Genomic DNA, 15685 nt, shown 5'->3' with positions numbered 1-15685 from the left:
CTCAAACTCCCAGCCAGGCGGCATCAAGGCTCAGGGTGCGCACACGGATGGTCGCTTCACCCTTGGGCCAGGCACCGGCCTGATAGTCCAGCTGTATCCACCCCAGGCGCTCATCCATGGTTTCGAGCCGCTGTAGATACGCCAGCACATCGAGATAACCACCCCGGATGGTCAGCTCCACGTCGTGGGCATAGAGCAAGGGCTCTGCAGCTTGCCGATTACCCGCCTCTGGCTGGGCACCGTCATAAACCGGTGTTGGCGTGCGCAATGTCATGGATTCCAACTGCAAGCCCCGTTGAGCTGAGAGCATGTCCCGCAACAGCGTGACCATGTCCCTCGGTGCAATCAGCTGCCCGGTGGTTTCGGTAATCTCCTGGTCCAGCCGCTCCAGGCGGCTTTGCCGGGAAGCCAGTCGCTGGCGCAATGCCTCCGAAGGGTCACCGGCCAACTGGCTGTTGAGGGTTTCCTGTTGGCTAAGCAAGCTGTTCTGCGTAGCCGTTAGTGCCTGCACTCGGTTATTGAGTTGCTGCTGCCGGGTTTCCACTGGGGTAACCAACAACTCCCAGCCCAGGACGAACATGAGCACACAGGCAGTCACGACGATCAAAACCCGCTCACGGATCGGGCGGTCGTTGTACCACTGCGCAGTGGTGGCCAGGGAATCTGTCAATTTACTCATCGCCCCGACGCCTCTCCCGGTTGTGTTGCAACACGAAATTCCACCCACTGATGATCAGCTTCGTCGTCTGGCCGCTGCAACCGGAAATCGCCAAAGGTTTCACCAACAAACGCCGGCTCGTCACCCAAGCGCGCGAGGTAGCTGGGCACCAGTTCCGCCGCCCGAGTCCTGCCCTCAAGACGCATGGCCGAGGGAAGCGATTGCAAGCGCACGGCTGTCAGCCACAGGTCCTCAGGAACCTGGCGCGCCAGGGCCGAAAGCCGCCCGGAAAAACCACCGTGGTTGTGGGTTGCCAGCCCTTCCACCCGTTCGAGCAGACGCTGCCTGCGAGCAATTGTCTCGGTGATCCGCGCCAGCGAGGCTTCCAGGTCAGGATCTGGTTGCCTTGCCTGCACCTGGTCGGCCATGGTGGCAACCGCCGTTTCCAGATTCCGGTTCTGCTGTTCCAGCCGCTCTACCTGCTGCTCCAGCGTCTGATTGTGCCAGCGGCCAAAAGCCATGACGGCCACGAGTATCAGCAATACGATCCCAACCAAAGCTCCGGCCGTACCGGCATGCAGCCGCTGCCTTGTAGGGCGAAGTTCCGGGGTGTACAGGTTCACCTGTTGCCTGATCATGCCTGCCCCCCCTGGCCAAGCGCCGCACTCCAGGCGGGCAGGCATCGGCTATCAAGCGCGTCAGACAAGCCAAACTGGCTCCACTCAGGCACCTCGATACCGGCCGCCATGTAAGATGAGAGCATGGAGTTCAACGGTAATACCGAATCCCGGGCCACCAGTTGGATGGTCGACGGTGGCACCTGGCCGAGCTGGCTCTCGAAATAGTCCATGGAACGCTGGATCTCCAGCGCCAGGGATTGCACAGCACTCTCCTGGCTGGAGGCGTCCCGCAGATCATCATAAGACAGCTCAAGGCGGCGGGAGAGATACAGGGTATCGCCCTGGCATATGACCATCTGGCCATAGCGGTCACGAAGATGAACCAGAGCCACCCCCCTATTCGACTGATCCAGGCGGGCCGCCAGATTTCGCAAGGCCAGCTCGGCAATATCGATTCGATCCAGCTCAAGGCCTGCATCCGCTACCAGACCAATCAGCTCGCGAACCAGAGATTTGCGGGCTGCAACAACGTTCACCAGCGGGCCACGCCCACGGGACGCGTCTTCCGGAAATGCAAACACATCCGACACGGCGTCGGCCGGGCTGAAATCGAGGAAGTCCTTGAGCTTCCATTTGAGCGCATCGGCCAGCTCACTGTCCTCAACACCCTCCGGACGCTCAACTTGAAACACCTGATATTGATCAATGGGCAGGACCAGAACCGCAGGCACACCAGCCCAGCCCTGGTCGTCCACCAGCTTGCTGAGCGTGTCCTGCCGTTGTGCAGAAACACACTCAACAAAGCCCAGCGACTGCCCGGGCGAAGCAGCGGCTCTGGCCCAGGCAATGCCATCCGGGCGCACCTCAAGACAGACAGGCTGTCCCGAAGGCTTGCGGCGGATCAGTTTTTGTAGAGTCGTAACAAGATTCAGGATCATGGATTCCCAGGTCGTGGCCACAGCTCTGCTGCCGGCCGGCGTGCACAAGGTGTTTAAATTATCAGCACTTTTAACACAGGCTTACATGATAGTTGAGAAAGTGAACGTAACTCTACGTTTCACCGACTGATTTCACGGAGATTTTGCAACTCGTTAACAAAAAAACCCGCGCAGAGCACGGGCTTTTTGATTGTCGATGAGCTGGATCACATTCAGAACGGAATGTCGTCATCAAAATCATCAATCGGTTCCGGCATGCCACCGGCCTGCTGCTGACCCTGAGGGTTGTAACCCCCGGACGGCTGCTGCGCCTGGCCACCCTGCTGCTGGGGCGGAGCATTATACTGAGATTGGGGTTGCTGCTGCGGACGACCCTGGGGAGCTCCCTGGTTCATGCCACCCTCGCCACCGCGGCTGTCGAGCATCTGCATCTGGCCGTTGATGTCTACCACAATCTCGGTGGTGTATACGTCCTGCCCTTCTTTATTCTGCCACTTGCGGGTTTGCAGGCGACCTTCGATATACACCTTGGAACCTTTACGCAGGTACTGGCCGGCCACTTCTGCCACCTTGCCGAACAGCACAACCCGGTGCCATTCGGTTCTCGGTACCATCTGGCCAGTCTGGCGATCCTTGTAACTTTCATCGGTAGCCAGGTTGAGATTCACAACCGCGTTGCCATTCGGGGTATAGCGGGTATCCGGATCCTGGCCCAGATTACCAATGAGAATTACCTTGTTAATGCCTCGTGCCATCTTCTGCTCCTGATCGATTTTCCGGAACACGTGCGGTCCATGCACGCATCCTTTGTTTAAGAACCTTTACCCTGCCGCACAAATTCAAAGTGCGCAAGCTGATCTTCATGAAAATGCTGACGGTCCACTTTTAAGTAAGCGGTTGCCGCATCTTCCACAATCACCACGTCCTGCACACCGGGCAGGCGGCGCAATGTCTCATCAATCTCATCAAAACCGGCAGGCAGCACCTGCTCCAACTCAACCACAAAGCTCGTGGTGTAATTCGGCGCCGGCATCGTCAGTGCTACCAGAAACCAGGCAGCCAAACCACCGGCCATTAACCAGAGAACCCCTTCCAGGCCGGCAGATTGTAGCAAGTAACCGCCCAGGGCACCGCCGAGAAACGCACCAAAAAACTGCGACGTCGAGTAAACCCCCATAGCGGTCCCCTTACTGGCGGCCGGAGCTTCTTTGCTGATCAATGAGGGCAGGCTCGCTTCCAGAAGGTTAAACGCCATAAAGAAGAAGAACAGTACGCCCCAGGCCAGCCAGAGACTCTTCTCCACACCGGTCAGTGCGGCCGTTGCCAGCGAAAGCAGGGCGATGGCACCGCAAAGCACCGGTTTCATCACCCGCTTTTTCTCGCCAATGATGATAAACGGCACCATGGTGAAGAAGGATGTCACCATCACCGTCAAGTAGAACCACCAATGGGAAACGCTGGCCAGCCCCAACTGATCCTGAAGCATGGTGGGAAACACCAGAAACAGCGCTGTCAGGGCAAAATGGAGGATGAAGATACCGAAGTCCAGCCGCAGCAGGCGACCGTCCCGCAGCACCCGCCCGACCATCTCCCTCGCGGGATGGGTATCCGCGCTGATTCTGTGGGCATGGGGTGTTGGCACCACTCTGGCTACGATGAACAAGGCCACCATGGCCATGGCTGCCGTTGCATAGAAAATGCCGGACAATCCCCAGAGCGAGCCCAGGAGGGGTCCAACCACCAGTGACACCGAGAACGACAGACCAATGGAAATGCCCACCATAGCCATTGCCTTGGTGCGCTCTTCCTCGCGGGTCAGGTCGCTTAACAGGGCCATCAACACGCTGGCAATCGCGCCTGCCCCCTGAAGAATCCGTCCGGCAATCACAACGTATATGGAGTCGGTGGAGGCTGCCAGCAGGCTTCCAGCGGCGAACAGCACCAGCCCGATATAGATCATCCGCTTGCGGCCAACCCGGTCAGACAGCAAGCCGAACGGAATCTGCAACAGGGCCTGACTGAGACCATAGGCCCCAATTGCCAAACCAATGAGCGCAGGCGTCGCGCCCTGCAGATCGCTACCGAGCAACACGAACACCGGCATGACCATGAACAGGCCAAGCATACGCATTGCGTACACCGAGGCCAAAGCCATAACAGAGCGTTTTTCAAGCGCGTTCATGCTTACCTGTGCCGGATTGAAAAAATTGGGAAGGCAGCTACTGGCTGCGAGCGGCGCATTGTACCAGATGCGCCCCGGGTGAGGGACTACCCAAGACAGCATACCCCAGGCGGCACAACTCCAGTTTCGCCGGGGGCTACCGAAAACGATATAATGGTGGTTTTACTCAAGCGAGGTGTTATGGACCATATCCAGATCAAAGGCGCACGCACGCACAACCTGAAGAACATCGACCTGGATATGCCAAGAGACAAACTCATTGTCATCACCGGGCTGTCAGGTTCAGGAAAATCCTCACTGGCCTTCGACACCCTCTACGCCGAAGGGCAGCGCCGGTATGTAGAGTCTTTGTCCACCTACGCGCGGCAATTCCTGTCGATGATGGAAAAACCCGATGTTGATCACATCGAAGGCCTGTCACCCGCCATTTCCATTGAACAGAAGTCCACATCCCATAATCCCCGCTCAACCGTTGGCACCATCACTGAAATCTACGACTACCTGCGACTGCTTTTTGCCCGGTCCGGCGAACCCCGTTGCCCGGACCACGGTCAGCCGCTGGAGGCCCAGACCGTGAGCCAGATGGTCGATCAGGTCCTGGCGATGCCTGAAGGCAGCAAACTGATGATCCTGGCGCCGGTGATCAGGGACCGAAAAGGCGAGCACCTCCAGGTGATTGATACCATGCGCAGCCAGGGCTTCATCCGCCTTAGGGTCGACGGCACGGTTTATGACATCGATGATGTTCCGGCGCTGGACAAGAAACGCAAACACCAGATTGATGTCGTGGTAGACCGCTTCAAGGTCAAAGAGGGCCTGGAACAGCGATTGGCGGAAAGTTTCGAAACCGCCCTTGAGTTGGCCGATGGCATCGCGCTGGTCGCCCCAATGACCGGAGACGGCGAAGAACAGACCTTCTCGGCACGCTATGCCTGTACCCAATGCGGGTATTCACTGAGCGAACTCGAACCCAAGCTCTTCTCCTTCAACAACCCAGCCGGCGCATGCCCCACCTGTGATGGTCTGGGAGTGCGCCAGTTCTTTGATGCCGAAAAAGTTATCCAGAATCCGAAAGCCACGCTGGCCTCCGGCGCGATCAAGGGCTGGGACCGGCGCGCGGTCTATTACTTCCAGATGCTGACCAGCGTGGCCGAGCATTATGACATCGACCTGGAAACGCCGTGGGAAGACTTGCCAGAACCGTTTCAGCGAGCACTGCTCTATGGCTCTGGCAATGAAGACATCAGCTTCCGGTACGTCAATTCCCGTGGCCAGATCATGGAGAGAGCCCACCCCTTTGAGGGCATCATCCCGAACCTGGAACGCCGCTACCGGGAGACAGACTCCCAAAGCATGCGCGAAGAACTGGCCCGCAACCTGAGCACCCAGCCTTGCAAAGACTGCGGTGGCACCCGGCTTCGCCGCGGCGCCCGCAATGTCTTTATCGAGGAACGGACACTACCTGAAATCACTCACCTGCCGGTAGGCGACGCTCACCGCTACTTCAGCGAGCTGACTCTCCCCGGCCGTAAAGGTGAAATCGCCGAAAAAATCCTCAAGGAAGTGCGGGAACGCTTACAGTTCCTGGTCAATGTCGGCCTTGAGTACCTGACGCTGGAACGCAGCGCAGACACCCTCTCGGGCGGTGAGGCACAGCGGATTCGCCTGGCCAGCCAGATTGGCGCCGGGCTGGTGGGTGTCATGTACATCCTGGACGAACCGTCCATCGGCCTGCACCAGCGGGACAACGACCGCCTGCTGGCCACCCTCACCCACCTGCGGGACCTCGGCAACACCGTGATTGTCGTTGAACACGACGAAGACGCCATCCGTGCTGCCGATTATGTCATCGATATTGGCCCTGGTGCCGGCGTACACGGTGGTGAAATCGTTGCTCGCGGCACCCCTGAAGAGATTATCGCCAACCCGGCATCGATGACTGGCCAATACCTGAGCGGAGAGAAAGAAATTGCCGTGCCAGCAACCCGCAACAAGGGCAACGGCAAACACCTGGCCCTGTCCGGCGCCACAGGCAACAACCTTCAGGACGTCACGCTAACGCTGCCACTGGGGGTCATGACGTGCGTAACCGGGGTCTCCGGCTCCGGTAAATCCACCCTCATTAACAGCACCCTGTACCCAGTGGCTGCGGCCAAGCTAAACAAGGCCACCAGCCTGAACCATGCCCCCTATAAAAACCTCAAGGGCCTAGATCACCTCGATAAGGTTATCGACATTGATCAAAGTCCGATCGGGCGCACCCCCCGGTCGAATCCGGCGACATACACCGGCCTGTTCACCCCCATCCGTGAGCTCTTTGCCGGCACCCAGGAAGCACGGTCTCGCGGCTACAAGCCCGGCCGATTCTCCTTCAACGTCAAAGGCGGACGCTGTGAAGCCTGCCAGGGTGACGGCGTAATCAAAGTGGAAATGCACTTCCTGCCGGACGTCTACGTGCCCTGCGACATCTGCAAAGGCAAGCGCTACAACCGCGAAACCCTGGAAGTCCGCTACAAGGGCAAGAACATCAACGAAGTGCTTGAGATGACCGTTGAGGAAGGGCGAGAGTTCTTCGACGCCGTACCCTTTATCGCCAGAAAACTGCAAACCCTCATGGACGTGGGCTTGTCCTACATCCGTCTTGGACAGAGTGCGGTCACCCTATCGGGTGGTGAGGCCCAGCGGGTAAAACTGGCCAAGGAACTGTCCAAGCGCGACACCGGCAAAACCCTGTACATCCTCGACGAACCCACCACGGGTTTGCACTTTTACGACATCCAGCAACTGTTGAACGTCCTTGAACGCCTGAGGGATCACGGCAACACCATCGTGGTCATCGAACACAACCTGGATGTGATCAAAACGGCTGACTGGATTGTCGACCTGGGACCAGAGGGTGGTTCTGGCGGCGGGCAGATTATTGCTGAGGGAGCACCGGAGGAGGTAGCGGACAATCCGGCATCCCATACCGGGCGTTATCTGAAGCCTATGCTCAAGTAGGTTTTCACCACAAAAAAACCGGGAACCTTTCGGAACCCGGTTTTTTTTGAACTAGAGCGTAGATTTTACTCTTCGCCTTCGTCCACTTCTTCAGCCTCGATGTCCAGAGGACGGCCAACCAGCTCAACGAATGCCATAGGGGCATTGTCGCCAGCACGGAAACCGCACTTCAGAATACGAAGATAACCACCCGGACGCTCGCTATAACGGGGGCCCAGCTCATTGAACAGCTTGGCTACCGCAGCATCGCTACGCAGGCGTGAGAACGCCAGACGACGATTTGCAACCGAATCATTCTTTGCGAGCGTGATCAACGGCTCAGCTACACGACGAAGCTCTTTGGCTTTCGGCAGCGTTGTCTTGATCAGCTCATGTTCAACCAGTGACGCAGTCATGTTACGGAACATGGCCTTGCGATGCGCACTGGTCCTGCTGAACTTACGACCACTCTTACGATGACGCATTGCTCTGATTCCTTACCTTAAACTAATCGGCGATCAACCGCCCAGAACCCGGTCATCACCACGAAGGCTTGCCGGCGGCCAGTTATCAAGACGCATGCCCAGAGACAAACCACGGGACGCAAGAACGTCCTTGATCTCGGTCAGCGACTTTTTGCCAAGGTTAGGCGTCTTCAGCAGCTCCACTTCGGTGCGCTGGATAAGATCGCCGATATAGTAAATGTTTTCTGCCTTCAAGCAGTTAGCTGAACGCACAGTCAATTCCAGATCATCAACCGGGCGCAGCAGAATCGGATCGATTTCTTCCTCTTCTTCTACACGCTCTGGCTCTTTCTCATGATCGAAATCTACAAACACAGCCAGCTGCTGCTGGAGAATCGTGGCCGCCCGGCGAATCGCTTCTTCCGGATCGATGGTGCCATTTGTCTCCAGATCAATAACAAGCTTGTCCAGATCTGTACGCTGCTCAACCCGTGCGCTTTCGACGGCATACGCCACTCGGCGAACCGGGCTGAACGTAGCATCAAGCTGCAAACGTCCGATGGCACGAGTTTCATCCTCGTCCAGACCACGCTGATCAGCCGGCTCATAGCCGCGACCGCGGGCAACACGCAAACGCATGTTGACTTCGCCGTTCTCGCTCAGGTGACAGATCACGTGCTCGGGGTTAGCGATTTCCACATCGTGGTCCAGCTTGATATCGCCGGCGGTCACTACACCCGGGCCCTTCTTGCTGAGCGTCAGCTCAGCATCGTCACGGCCGTTCATCTTTACGGCGACGCCCTTGAGATTCAGAAGAATCTCGATGACGTCCTCCTGGACACCCTCAATGGCGCTGTACTCGTGCAGGACACCGTCGATCTGTGCTTCAGTCACGGCGCAGCCCGGCATCGAAGACAAGAGAATGCGACGCAGTGCGCTACCCAGGGTATGACCGAAACCGCGCTCAAGCGGCTCCAGTGTCACCTTGGCGCGCGTGGCGCTGGATTCTTTCACGTCAATGGTACGAGGTGTCAATAACTCATGTACTGAACGCTGCATAGACGCCCCTATCTGCTATCGTTGCTAACTGGGCTTTACTTGGAGTAAAGCTCGACGATGAGGTTCTCGTTGATGTCGGCCGGCAGTTCAGTACGCTCAGGTACTGACTTGTAAACGCCGGACATCTTGTTGGCGTCAACCTCTACCCAGCTTACCGGTGCGCGGCTACCAGCCAGATCCAGTGCACCTTTAACGCGCAGCTGGTTTTTGGCCTTCTCACGCACACTCACAACGTCGCCCGGCTTGACTTGATAGGACGGCACGTTGACCGGCTTATCGTTCACCAGGATCGCCTTGTGAGAGACGAGCTGACGGGCTTCTGCACGGGTAGAACCAAAGCCCATGCGATACACAACGTTATCCAGACGACCTTCCAGAAGTTGCAGCAGGTTTTCACCGGTTGCACCCTTCAGGCGAGCGGCCTCTTTATAGTAGTTGCGGAATTGCTTCTCAAGTACGCCGTAGATACGACGGACTTTCTGTTTTTCACGAAGCTGTACGCCGTACTCGGACAGACGACCGCGACGCGCGCCGTGCATACCCGGCGGAGTCTCGATGTTGCACTTCGAATCGAGCGCGCGTACGCCGCTCTTCAGAAAAAGATCTGTCCCTTCACGACGAGACAGCTTGCACTTCGGGCCTATATAACGAGCCATATTTCACTGTCTCCTGTGTTAGACGCGGCGCTTCTTGGGCGGACGACAGCCGTTATGGGGAATCGGCGTCACATCAGTGATGTTGGTGATCTTGTAGCCACACGCATTCAGCGCGCGAACTGCAGATTCACGTCCGGGCCCAGGACCCTTAACCTCTACGTCCAGGTTTTTAAGGCCGTATTCAGCAGCCGCATTACCGGCTCTTTCAGCTGCTACCTGCGCAGCAAAAGGTGTACTCTTACGTGAGCCGCGGAAACCGGAACCACCAGAGGTGGCCCAGGACAGGACGTTGCCCTGACGGTCCGAAATGGTCACGATGGTGTTGTTGAAGGACGCGTGAATGTGCGCGACGCCATCAACAACCGTCTTTTTCACCTTTTTACGGGTACGTGTACCTGGCTTTGCCATGTTTGCCTACCTGTTACTTACGAATAGGTTTGCGAGGACCTTTACGGGTGCGGGCGTTGGTCTTGGTGCGCTGGCCACGGACCGGAAGTCCATGACGATGACGCAGACCACGGAAGCAACCGAGATCCTTCAAACGCTTGATGTTCATCTGTACTTCACGACGCAGATCGCCTTCGACGGTGAACTTGCCCACTTCGGTACGAAGTGCTTCAAGCTGCTCGTCGCTCAGGTCTTTGACCTTGACGTCCGGCTTAACGCCGGTTGCATCGCAAAGCTTCTGGGCTGTTGTCTTGCCAACACCAAAGATGTAGGTGAGCGAGATAACAGCATGTTTGTGATCGGGTATATTGACACCGGCTATACGTGCCATCCAAATTACTCCGCGTTCAAAGCTTTGCTGTGTGAATTTTCCGCCACAAAAAGGGCGCGAAATAATAGCGCCTGACCCGCTCGCGAGTCAAGCGCTACTATTCCGAACCCCTTTTACAATGTCAGAGCGATTTCTTGGAAATCAGCCCTGGCGCTGCTTGTGACGAGGCTCCGTGCAGATGACTCGAACCGAGCCATTGCGACGAATTACTTTGCAGTTACGGCAAATTTTCTTTACCGAAGCGCGTACTTTCATTGTCGACTCCAGTTTTCAAGGGGAACGGCTGTGTCAGCCGTTCCGACCATAGCCCTTGAGATTGGACTTCTTCATCAGCGATTCATACTGATGCGACATCAGGTGCGACTGAACCTGAGCCATGAAATCCATCACCACGACTACAACAATCAGCAGTGAGGTACCACCAAGATAGAAAGGTACATTACCTGCCACCATCAGGAACTGAGGGAACAAGGACACTGCTGCAATATACATAGCCCCGAACAACGTCAGACGGGTCAGTACACCATCGATGTACTTGGCAGTCTGCTCTCCTGGGCGAATGCCCGGGATGAACGCGCCGGAACGCTTGAGGTTATCCGCAACTTCCTTCGGGTTGTACATCAGTGCTGTATAGAAGAAGCAGAAGAAGACCACTGCTGCTGCGAACAGGATGATATACAACGGCTGGCTCGGAGCCAATGCCTGAGAAATGTCACTCAACCATTCCATGCCCTCACCCTGCCCGAACCACTGGCCCAAGGAGGCCGGGAACAACAGAATCGACGAGGCAAAGATCGGCGGAATAACACCGGCCATATTGACCTTCAGCGGCAAATGACTGGACTGCTGGGCAAACACCCGGCGGCCCTGCTGCCGTTTGGCATAATTGATGGTTAACCGCCGCTGGCCCCGCTCCATGAACACCACGAAGCCAACCACCGCGATCGCCAACACACCAATACCGAGCACTACCAGCAGGCTCATTTCACCGTTACGGGCCTGCTCCAGAGTCTGACCGATGGCGCCCGGCAAGCCGGCGACAATCCCTGCGAAAATCAGCAGTGATATACCGTTGCCAACGCCACGCTCGGTGATCTGCTCACCGAGCCACATCATGAAGACGGCACCACACACGAAAGACACCACTGCCACAAAGTGGAAGCTGAAGCTGTCGTTGAAGGTGACGCCCTGAGAGGCCAACCCTACAGAAATACCAAAGCCCTGAACGAGGGCCAGGACAACCGTACCATACCGCGTATACTGGCTGATCTTGCGACGACCCGCCTCGCCTTCTTTCTTCAGCTGCTCAAGCTGCGGACTGACCGCAGTCATGAGCTGCATGATAATAGAAGCCGAAATGTACGGCATGATACCGAGTGCGAAGATACTCATGCGCTCAAGCGCACCACCGGAAAACATGTTGAACAAACTCAGGATGGTTCCCTGGTTCTGATCAAACAGTGCCGCCAACCGGTCCGGGTTGATGCCTGGAACGGGAATGTGGGCACCGATCCGGTACACCAACAACGCCAGAAACACGAACCAGAGCCGCGAACGCAGCTCTGCAAATCCCTTTCCGGCGCCCGCAGGCAATGATGCTGTCTTGGCCATTTAGTCCTCGACTCGTCTTAGTCTTCGACTTTCCCACCCGCGGCAATGATTGCCTCGCGTGCGCCTTTGGTGACACGTAGCCCTTTAACGGTTACAGCGCGATCCAGCTCACCGGACAGCATAACCTTGGCTTCGCGAATTTCTTCGCGAATGATGTCAGCCTTCTTCAGTGCAGCCAGATCGACCACGTCGCCTTCAACCTTCGCCAGCTCGTTCAGGCGAATTTCAGCAACATAGCGCTGCTGGCGGGAAGTGAAACCAAACTTTGGCAGACGACGAGCCAAAGGCTGCTGACCACCCTCGAAACCAGGCGCTACAGAGCCACCGGAACGGGATTTCAGACCTTTATGACCGCGACCACCAGTTTTACCCAGACCGCTACCGATACCACGACCAACACGCTTGGCGGAAGGACGTGAACCAGGTTCCGGAGCAAGTTCGTTCAGACGCATCTTAGTTCTCCTCAACCTGCACCAGGTAGTTAACCCGGTTGATCATGCCGCGAATAGAAGGTGTATCTTCCACTTCAACGGTATGACCGATTTTACGAAGACCCAGGCCTTTCACACACAGCTTGTGCTTGGGCTGACAGCCGATCGGGCTGCGGGTCAGAGTTACTTTGATCGTTTTTGCGTTCGCCATGACTTCAACCCAGAATATCTTCGACGGATTTACCGCGCTTGGCTGCAATATCTTCAGGCGCCTTCATGGCCTGCAGACCCTTGATGGTAGAACGTACAACGTTCACCGGGTTGGTAGAGCCGTAGCACTTGGACAGTACGTTGTGTACGCCGGCCACTTCCAGTACCGCACGCATCGCACCACCGGCGATAATACCGGTACCTTCAGATGCAGGCTGCATGAACACCTTGGAGCCACCGTGCTGGGCACGAACTGCGTACTGCAGGGTGGTGCCGTCAAGGGCCACGTCTACCATGTTCTTGCGAGCAGCTTCCATCGCCTTCTGGATGGCAACCGGGACTTCCCGGGCCTTACCACGACCGAAACCAACGCGTCCTTTGCCATCACCCACCACAGTCAGTGCGGTGAAGGCAAAAATACGGCCGCCTTTAACTACCTTGGCGACGCGATTGACCTGAACCAGCTTTTCCTGGAGCTCAGGCGCCTTCTGTTCGTTAACGCTCATCTTCTCCACCTCTTAGAATTGCAAGCCAGCTTCACGGGCTGCGTCGGCCAGAGCCTGTACACGACCGTGATAACGGTAACCTGAGCGGTCAAAAGCGACCTTCTCAATGCCTGCCGCCTTGGCACGCTCAGCAATCAGCTGACCGACCTTCTTGGCAGCGTCCACGTTACCGGTTGCACCCTGGCGCAGTTCCTTATCCAACGTGGAGGCAGTGGCCAGCACTTTGCTGCCATCTGCAGTCGTAACCTGGGCGTACATATGACGCGGCGTGCGGTGAACGCACAGACGGTCGGTACCCAGTTCACGGATCTTCATGCGCACTTTGCGTGCGCGACGCAATCTTTCGTTATTCGCGCTCATAGTCCCGCCTTATTTCTTCTTGGCTTCTTTGCGTCTGACCTGCTCATCCGCATAACGAACACCCTTGCCCTTATAAGGCTCGGGCGGACGGAACGCGCGGATTTCAGCAGCGACCTGGCCAACCTGTTGCTTGTCGATACCGCGAATCACAACTTCCGTATTGGACGGAGTTTCAGCGGTAACACCCTCGGGCAGCTCGTACTCAACCGGGTGAGAAAAACCCAGTGTCAGATTGAGCTTCTTACCTTGCGCCTGCGCACGATAACCTACGCCCGTCAGCTGCAGCTTACGCTCCCAGCCTGTGGATACGCCGGTAACCATGTTGTTAACCAGCGCACGAGTAGTACCAGCAAGAGCGCGGGACTGTTTCGCACCATCGCGGGCCGCAAAGCGAAGAGAACCCTCTTCCTGCTTCACTTCAACCGCTTGGTGAATGGTGAATTGGAGAGCTCCCTTGGAGCCCTTCACATTAATTTCCTGTCCGTTCAGCTTAACCTCAACACCGGAAGGCAGCACGACAGGATTATTGGCAACCCTGGACATGTGTATCTCCTAGAATACGGTGCAGATGACTTCGCCACCCACGCCTGCAGCACGTGCGGCGCGGTCTGTCATAACGCCCTTGGACGTTGAGACAATCGCGACTCCCAGACCGCCGGAAACCTTCGGCAGTTCCCCAGCGCCTTTATACTGGCGCAGACTCGGACGGCTGACCCGCTTGATCTCTTCGATAACCGGCTTGCCGCCGAAGTATTTCAGAGTGATGGTCAGCTCGGGCTTCGCGTCAGCTGAAACAGAAAAATCTGCTACGTAGCCTTCGTCCTTAAGGACCTGGGCCACGGAGACCTTCATTTTTGAAGACGGCATCGTCACATCAGCTTTCGATGCCATCTGGGCATTACGGATACGGGTAAACATATCCGCAAGCGTGTCTTGCATACTCATTAGTATGAGGCTCCTGATCTTTTTAGTTGTGCAGCGGCGTGCCGCACCGCTTACCAACAGGCACCTGACCGAAGTCAGGCGACCTATCTTACCAGCTTGCCTTGGTCAGGCCCGGAACGTCACCGCGCATGCCGTACTCACGGAGTTTGATCCGTGACAGTTCGAACTTGCGCAGAACGCCGTGGGGACGACCAGTCACCTGGCAACGATTCCGAAGACGTGAGGGACTCGCATCACGAGGCAGCTGTTGCAGCTTCATTTGCGCGTTCCAACGATCTTCTTCGCTGGTATTTGGGTTTTTGATAATCGCCTTGAGCTCGGCGCGCTTGGCTGCGAATTTAGCCACAGTCTTTTCGCGCTTGAGCTCACGGTTTTTCATTGAAACCTTCGCCATGTCACTCGTTCCTTATTTCTTGAACGGAAAGCCAAAGGCTTTCAACAGTTCGCGACCTTCGTCGTCGGTACCGGCAGTGGTGGTGATGGTGATATCCAGCCCGCGGATCTTGTCGACTTTGTCGTACTCGATCTCAGGGAAGATGATCTGCTCACGAACACCCATGCTGTAGTTACCGCGACCGTCGAAGGATTTCGGGTTCAGACCGCGGAAGTCACGAATGCGGGGAACCGCAATGTGCACCAGGCGATCAAAGAAATCCCACATACGCTCACCGCGCAGGGTCACCTTACAGCCAATCGGCCAACCTTCACGGATTTTGAAACCCGCTACGGATTTGCGTGCCTTGGTAACAACCGCTTTTTGACCCGCCAGGCGCTCAAGATCCGCCACAGCGTTTTCAATCAGCTTTTTATCACCAACCGCTTCGCCAACACCCATGTTCAGGGTGATTTTCTCGATACGCGGCACCTGCATAACGTTCTTGTAACCGAACTCTTTCTGCAGGGCGGGTACCACTTCCTTAGTGTACTGCTCTTTCATGTTAAGCATCGTAACCACCACCGCTTACTGGTTATCGACAGCTTCGTTCGTGGACTTGAAGATCCGCACTTTGCTGCCGTCTTCCTTGGTCTGGAAGCCAACACGATCGGCTTTGCCGGTCTGCGGATTAAAAATAGCCACGTTGGAAGCCTGGATAGGCGCTTCTTTTTCGACGATACCACCCGGGGTGCCGAGCATCGGGTTCGGCTTGGTGTGCTTCTTCATCATATTGATGCCAGAAACAATCACACGGCCGTCGTCCTGAACCTTCAGGACTTTACCACGTTTGCCTTTGTCTTTCCCCGTGGTGACGATTACTTCGTCATCTCGTTTGATCTTTTTCATAACCGG

The 15685-nt window shown here is 56.5% G+C and carries 22 protein-coding genes; 1 reads left to right on the top strand and 21 read right to left on the bottom strand.

What is annotated here, in order from left to right; all coding sequences use genetic code 11:
• Position 1 precedes the first annotated feature (1 nt).
• The 5 genes from gspM to QUE75_RS03715 form a co-directional block, all read right to left on the bottom strand.
• Positions 2-679, bottom strand: a complete 678-nt coding sequence (gene gspM / locus QUE75_RS03735) for a type II secretion system protein GspM (protein WP_286253716.1) — start codon at positions 677-679, stop codon at positions 2-4.
• Positions 676-1296 (bottom strand): PilN domain-containing protein, encoded by a 621-nt coding sequence (locus QUE75_RS03730; RefSeq protein WP_227510293.1) that lies wholly within the window; start codon positions 1294-1296, stop codon positions 676-678. The genes gspM and QUE75_RS03730 overlap by 4 nt, the downstream gene beginning before the upstream one ends.
• Positions 1293-2237 carry a type IV pilus biogenesis protein PilM gene (locus tag QUE75_RS03725; RefSeq protein WP_286253712.1) on the bottom strand — a complete coding sequence of 315 codons (945 nt, stop codon included), beginning with the start codon at positions 2235-2237 and terminating at the stop codon, positions 1293-1295. Before QUE75_RS03725 ends, QUE75_RS03730 begins: the two co-directional genes overlap by 4 nt.
• 191 nt (positions 2238-2428) lie before the next feature.
• A complete protein-coding gene (gene ssb, locus QUE75_RS03720) occupies positions 2429-2971 on the bottom strand; it encodes a single-stranded DNA-binding protein (RefSeq protein ID WP_061333574.1) in 543 nt (180 codons plus the stop codon).
• Between the two features lie 56 nt (positions 2972-3027).
• The gene (locus QUE75_RS03715) at positions 3028-4398 is read right to left on the bottom strand and encodes an MFS transporter (RefSeq protein ID WP_286253711.1); all 1371 of its coding nucleotides are present in this window, start codon (positions 4396-4398) and stop codon (positions 3028-3030) included.
• A gap of 180 nt (positions 4399-4578) precedes the next feature.
• On the opposite strand from QUE75_RS03715, the gene uvrA reads away from it, so the two are divergent.
• A complete protein-coding gene (gene uvrA, locus QUE75_RS03710) occupies positions 4579-7398 on the top strand; it encodes an excinuclease ABC subunit UvrA (protein ID WP_286253709.1) in 2820 nt (939 codons plus the stop codon).
• Positions 7399-7463: 65 nt separating this feature from the next.
• Here the strand turns inward: uvrA and rplQ are convergent, their stop codons facing one another.
• The 16 genes from rplQ to rplX all read right to left on the bottom strand — a co-directional run bounded on the left by rplQ (position 7464) and on the right by rplX (position 15679).
• Positions 7464-7862 (bottom strand): 50S ribosomal protein L17, encoded by a 399-nt coding sequence (rplQ, locus tag QUE75_RS03705; protein WP_058090008.1) that lies wholly within the window; start codon positions 7860-7862, stop codon positions 7464-7466.
• A 33-nt stretch (positions 7863-7895) separates the two neighbouring features.
• Complete coding sequence (locus tag QUE75_RS03700) at positions 7896-8900, bottom strand: DNA-directed RNA polymerase subunit alpha (RefSeq protein WP_008174911.1); 1005 nt, start codon at positions 8898-8900, stop codon at positions 7896-7898.
• A gap of 35 nt (positions 8901-8935) precedes the next feature.
• Complete coding sequence (gene rpsD, locus QUE75_RS03695) at positions 8936-9556, bottom strand: 30S ribosomal protein S4 (RefSeq protein ID WP_058090007.1); 621 nt, start codon at positions 9554-9556, stop codon at positions 8936-8938.
• A gap of 18 nt (positions 9557-9574) precedes the next feature.
• Positions 9575-9964: a 30S ribosomal protein S11 gene (gene rpsK, locus QUE75_RS03690; RefSeq protein ID WP_007153992.1), complete on the bottom strand. Its 390-nt coding sequence runs from the start codon at positions 9962-9964 to the stop codon at positions 9575-9577.
• Positions 9965-9977: 13 nt separating this feature from the next.
• Positions 9978-10334, bottom strand: a complete 357-nt coding sequence (gene rpsM, locus QUE75_RS03685; RefSeq protein ID WP_029655315.1) for a 30S ribosomal protein S13 — start codon at positions 10332-10334, stop codon at positions 9978-9980.
• A 141-nt stretch (positions 10335-10475) separates the two neighbouring features.
• The gene (gene rpmJ / locus QUE75_RS03680) at positions 10476-10589 is read right to left on the bottom strand and encodes a 50S ribosomal protein L36 (protein ID WP_004580765.1); all 114 of its coding nucleotides are present in this window, start codon (positions 10587-10589) and stop codon (positions 10476-10478) included.
• Between the two features lie 33 nt (positions 10590-10622).
• Positions 10623-11945: a preprotein translocase subunit SecY gene (gene secY / locus QUE75_RS03675; RefSeq protein WP_058090006.1), complete on the bottom strand. Its 1323-nt coding sequence runs from the start codon at positions 11943-11945 to the stop codon at positions 10623-10625.
• A 17-nt stretch (positions 11946-11962) separates the two neighbouring features.
• The gene (gene rplO, locus QUE75_RS03670; protein ID WP_022989795.1) at positions 11963-12397 is read right to left on the bottom strand and encodes a 50S ribosomal protein L15; all 435 of its coding nucleotides are present in this window, start codon (positions 12395-12397) and stop codon (positions 11963-11965) included.
• 1 nt (position 12398) lies between these two features.
• Entirely contained in the window at positions 12399-12587 is a 189-nt protein-coding gene (gene rpmD / locus QUE75_RS03665) for a 50S ribosomal protein L30 (RefSeq protein WP_007153997.1), read from the bottom strand.
• 4 nt (positions 12588-12591) lie between these two features.
• A complete protein-coding gene (gene rpsE / locus QUE75_RS03660) occupies positions 12592-13092 on the bottom strand; it encodes a 30S ribosomal protein S5 (RefSeq protein WP_058090005.1) in 501 nt (166 codons plus the stop codon).
• A gap of 12 nt (positions 13093-13104) precedes the next feature.
• Positions 13105-13452: a 50S ribosomal protein L18 gene (gene rplR, locus QUE75_RS03655; RefSeq protein WP_011784258.1), complete on the bottom strand. Its 348-nt coding sequence runs from the start codon at positions 13450-13452 to the stop codon at positions 13105-13107.
• A gap of 9 nt (positions 13453-13461) precedes the next feature.
• The gene (gene rplF, locus QUE75_RS03650; protein WP_058090004.1) at positions 13462-13995 is read right to left on the bottom strand and encodes a 50S ribosomal protein L6; all 534 of its coding nucleotides are present in this window, start codon (positions 13993-13995) and stop codon (positions 13462-13464) included.
• 9 nt (positions 13996-14004) lie between these two features.
• Positions 14005-14397, bottom strand: a complete 393-nt coding sequence (gene rpsH / locus QUE75_RS03645; protein WP_058090003.1) for a 30S ribosomal protein S8 — start codon at positions 14395-14397, stop codon at positions 14005-14007.
• Between the two features lie 88 nt (positions 14398-14485).
• Positions 14486-14791, bottom strand: coding sequence for a 30S ribosomal protein S14 (gene rpsN, locus QUE75_RS03640; RefSeq protein ID WP_058090002.1), 306 nt, complete (start codon positions 14789-14791; stop codon positions 14486-14488).
• Positions 14792-14803: 12 nt separating this feature from the next.
• The gene (rplE, locus tag QUE75_RS03635) at positions 14804-15343 is read right to left on the bottom strand and encodes a 50S ribosomal protein L5 (RefSeq protein ID WP_058090001.1); all 540 of its coding nucleotides are present in this window, start codon (positions 15341-15343) and stop codon (positions 14804-14806) included.
• Positions 15344-15358: 15 nt separating this feature from the next.
• Complete coding sequence (rplX, locus tag QUE75_RS03630; protein WP_061333571.1) at positions 15359-15679, bottom strand: 50S ribosomal protein L24; 321 nt, start codon at positions 15677-15679, stop codon at positions 15359-15361.
• Positions 15680-15685: the final 6 nt, after the last annotated feature.

The organism is Marinobacter shengliensis (assembly GCF_030297115.1).
Classification (GTDB): domain Bacteria; phylum Pseudomonadota; class Gammaproteobacteria; order Pseudomonadales; family Oleiphilaceae; genus Marinobacter; species Marinobacter shengliensis.
The sequence above is the reverse complement of the archived record's forward strand: the minus strand, read 5'-3'. Positions and strand labels throughout refer to the sequence as shown.

Bases quoted from the DNA above. Each gene is read 5' to 3' on its own strand.
- rpsM (WP_029655315.1), bottom strand. From the start codon at position 10,334: ATGGCACGTATAGCCGGTGTCAATATACCCGATCACAAACATGCTGTT.
- rpsE (WP_058090005.1), bottom strand. From the start codon at position 13,092: ATGAGCGTTAACGAACAGAAGGCGCCTGAGCTCCAGGAAAAGCTGGTT.
- rpmJ (WP_004580765.1), bottom strand. From the start codon at position 10,589: ATGAAAGTACGCGCTTCGGTAAAGAAAATTTGCCGTAACTGCAAAGTA.
- uvrA (WP_286253709.1), top strand. From the start codon at position 4,579: ATGGACCATATCCAGATCAAAGGCGCACGCACGCACAACCTGAAGAAC.
- rpmD (WP_007153997.1), bottom strand. From the start codon at position 12,587: ATGGCGAACGCAAAAACGATCAAAGTAACTCTGACCCGCAGCCCGATC.
- rpsH (WP_058090003.1), bottom strand. From the start codon at position 14,397: ATGAGTATGCAAGACACGCTTGCGGATATGTTTACCCGTATCCGTAAT.
- ssb (WP_061333574.1), bottom strand. From the start codon at position 2,971: ATGGCACGAGGCATTAACAAGGTAATTCTCATTGGTAATCTGGGCCAG.
- rplO (WP_022989795.1), bottom strand. From the start codon at position 12,397: ATGCGTCTGAACGAACTTGCTCCGGAACCTGGTTCACGTCCTTCCGCC.
- rplX (WP_061333571.1), bottom strand. From the start codon at position 15,679: ATGAAAAAGATCAAACGAGATGACGAAGTAATCGTCACCACGGGGAAA.
- QUE75_RS03715 (WP_286253711.1), bottom strand. From the start codon at position 4,398: ATGAACGCGCTTGAAAAACGCTCTGTTATGGCTTTGGCCTCGGTGTAC.
- gspM (WP_286253716.1), bottom strand. From the start codon at position 679: ATGAGTAAATTGACAGATTCCCTGGCCACCACTGCGCAGTGGTACAAC.
- rpsN (WP_058090002.1), bottom strand. From the start codon at position 14,791: ATGGCGAAGGTTTCAATGAAAAACCGTGAGCTCAAGCGCGAAAAGACT.
- rplQ (WP_058090008.1), bottom strand. From the start codon at position 7,862: ATGCGTCATCGTAAGAGTGGTCGTAAGTTCAGCAGGACCAGTGCGCAT.
- QUE75_RS03700 (WP_008174911.1), bottom strand. From the start codon at position 8,900: ATGCAGCGTTCAGTACATGAGTTATTGACACCTCGTACCATTGACGTG.
- rplR (WP_011784258.1), bottom strand. From the start codon at position 13,452: ATGAGCGCGAATAACGAAAGATTGCGTCGCGCACGCAAAGTGCGCATG.
- rpsD (WP_058090007.1), bottom strand. From the start codon at position 9,556: ATGGCTCGTTATATAGGCCCGAAGTGCAAGCTGTCTCGTCGTGAAGGG.
- secY (WP_058090006.1), bottom strand. From the start codon at position 11,945: ATGGCCAAGACAGCATCATTGCCTGCGGGCGCCGGAAAGGGATTTGCA.
- rplE (WP_058090001.1), bottom strand. From the start codon at position 15,343: ATGCTTAACATGAAAGAGCAGTACACTAAGGAAGTGGTACCCGCCCTG.
- QUE75_RS03730 (WP_227510293.1), bottom strand. From the start codon at position 1,296: ATGATCAGGCAACAGGTGAACCTGTACACCCCGGAACTTCGCCCTACA.
- rpsK (WP_007153992.1), bottom strand. From the start codon at position 9,964: ATGGCAAAGCCAGGTACACGTACCCGTAAAAAGGTGAAAAAGACGGTT.
- rplF (WP_058090004.1), bottom strand. From the start codon at position 13,995: ATGTCCAGGGTTGCCAATAATCCTGTCGTGCTGCCTTCCGGTGTTGAG.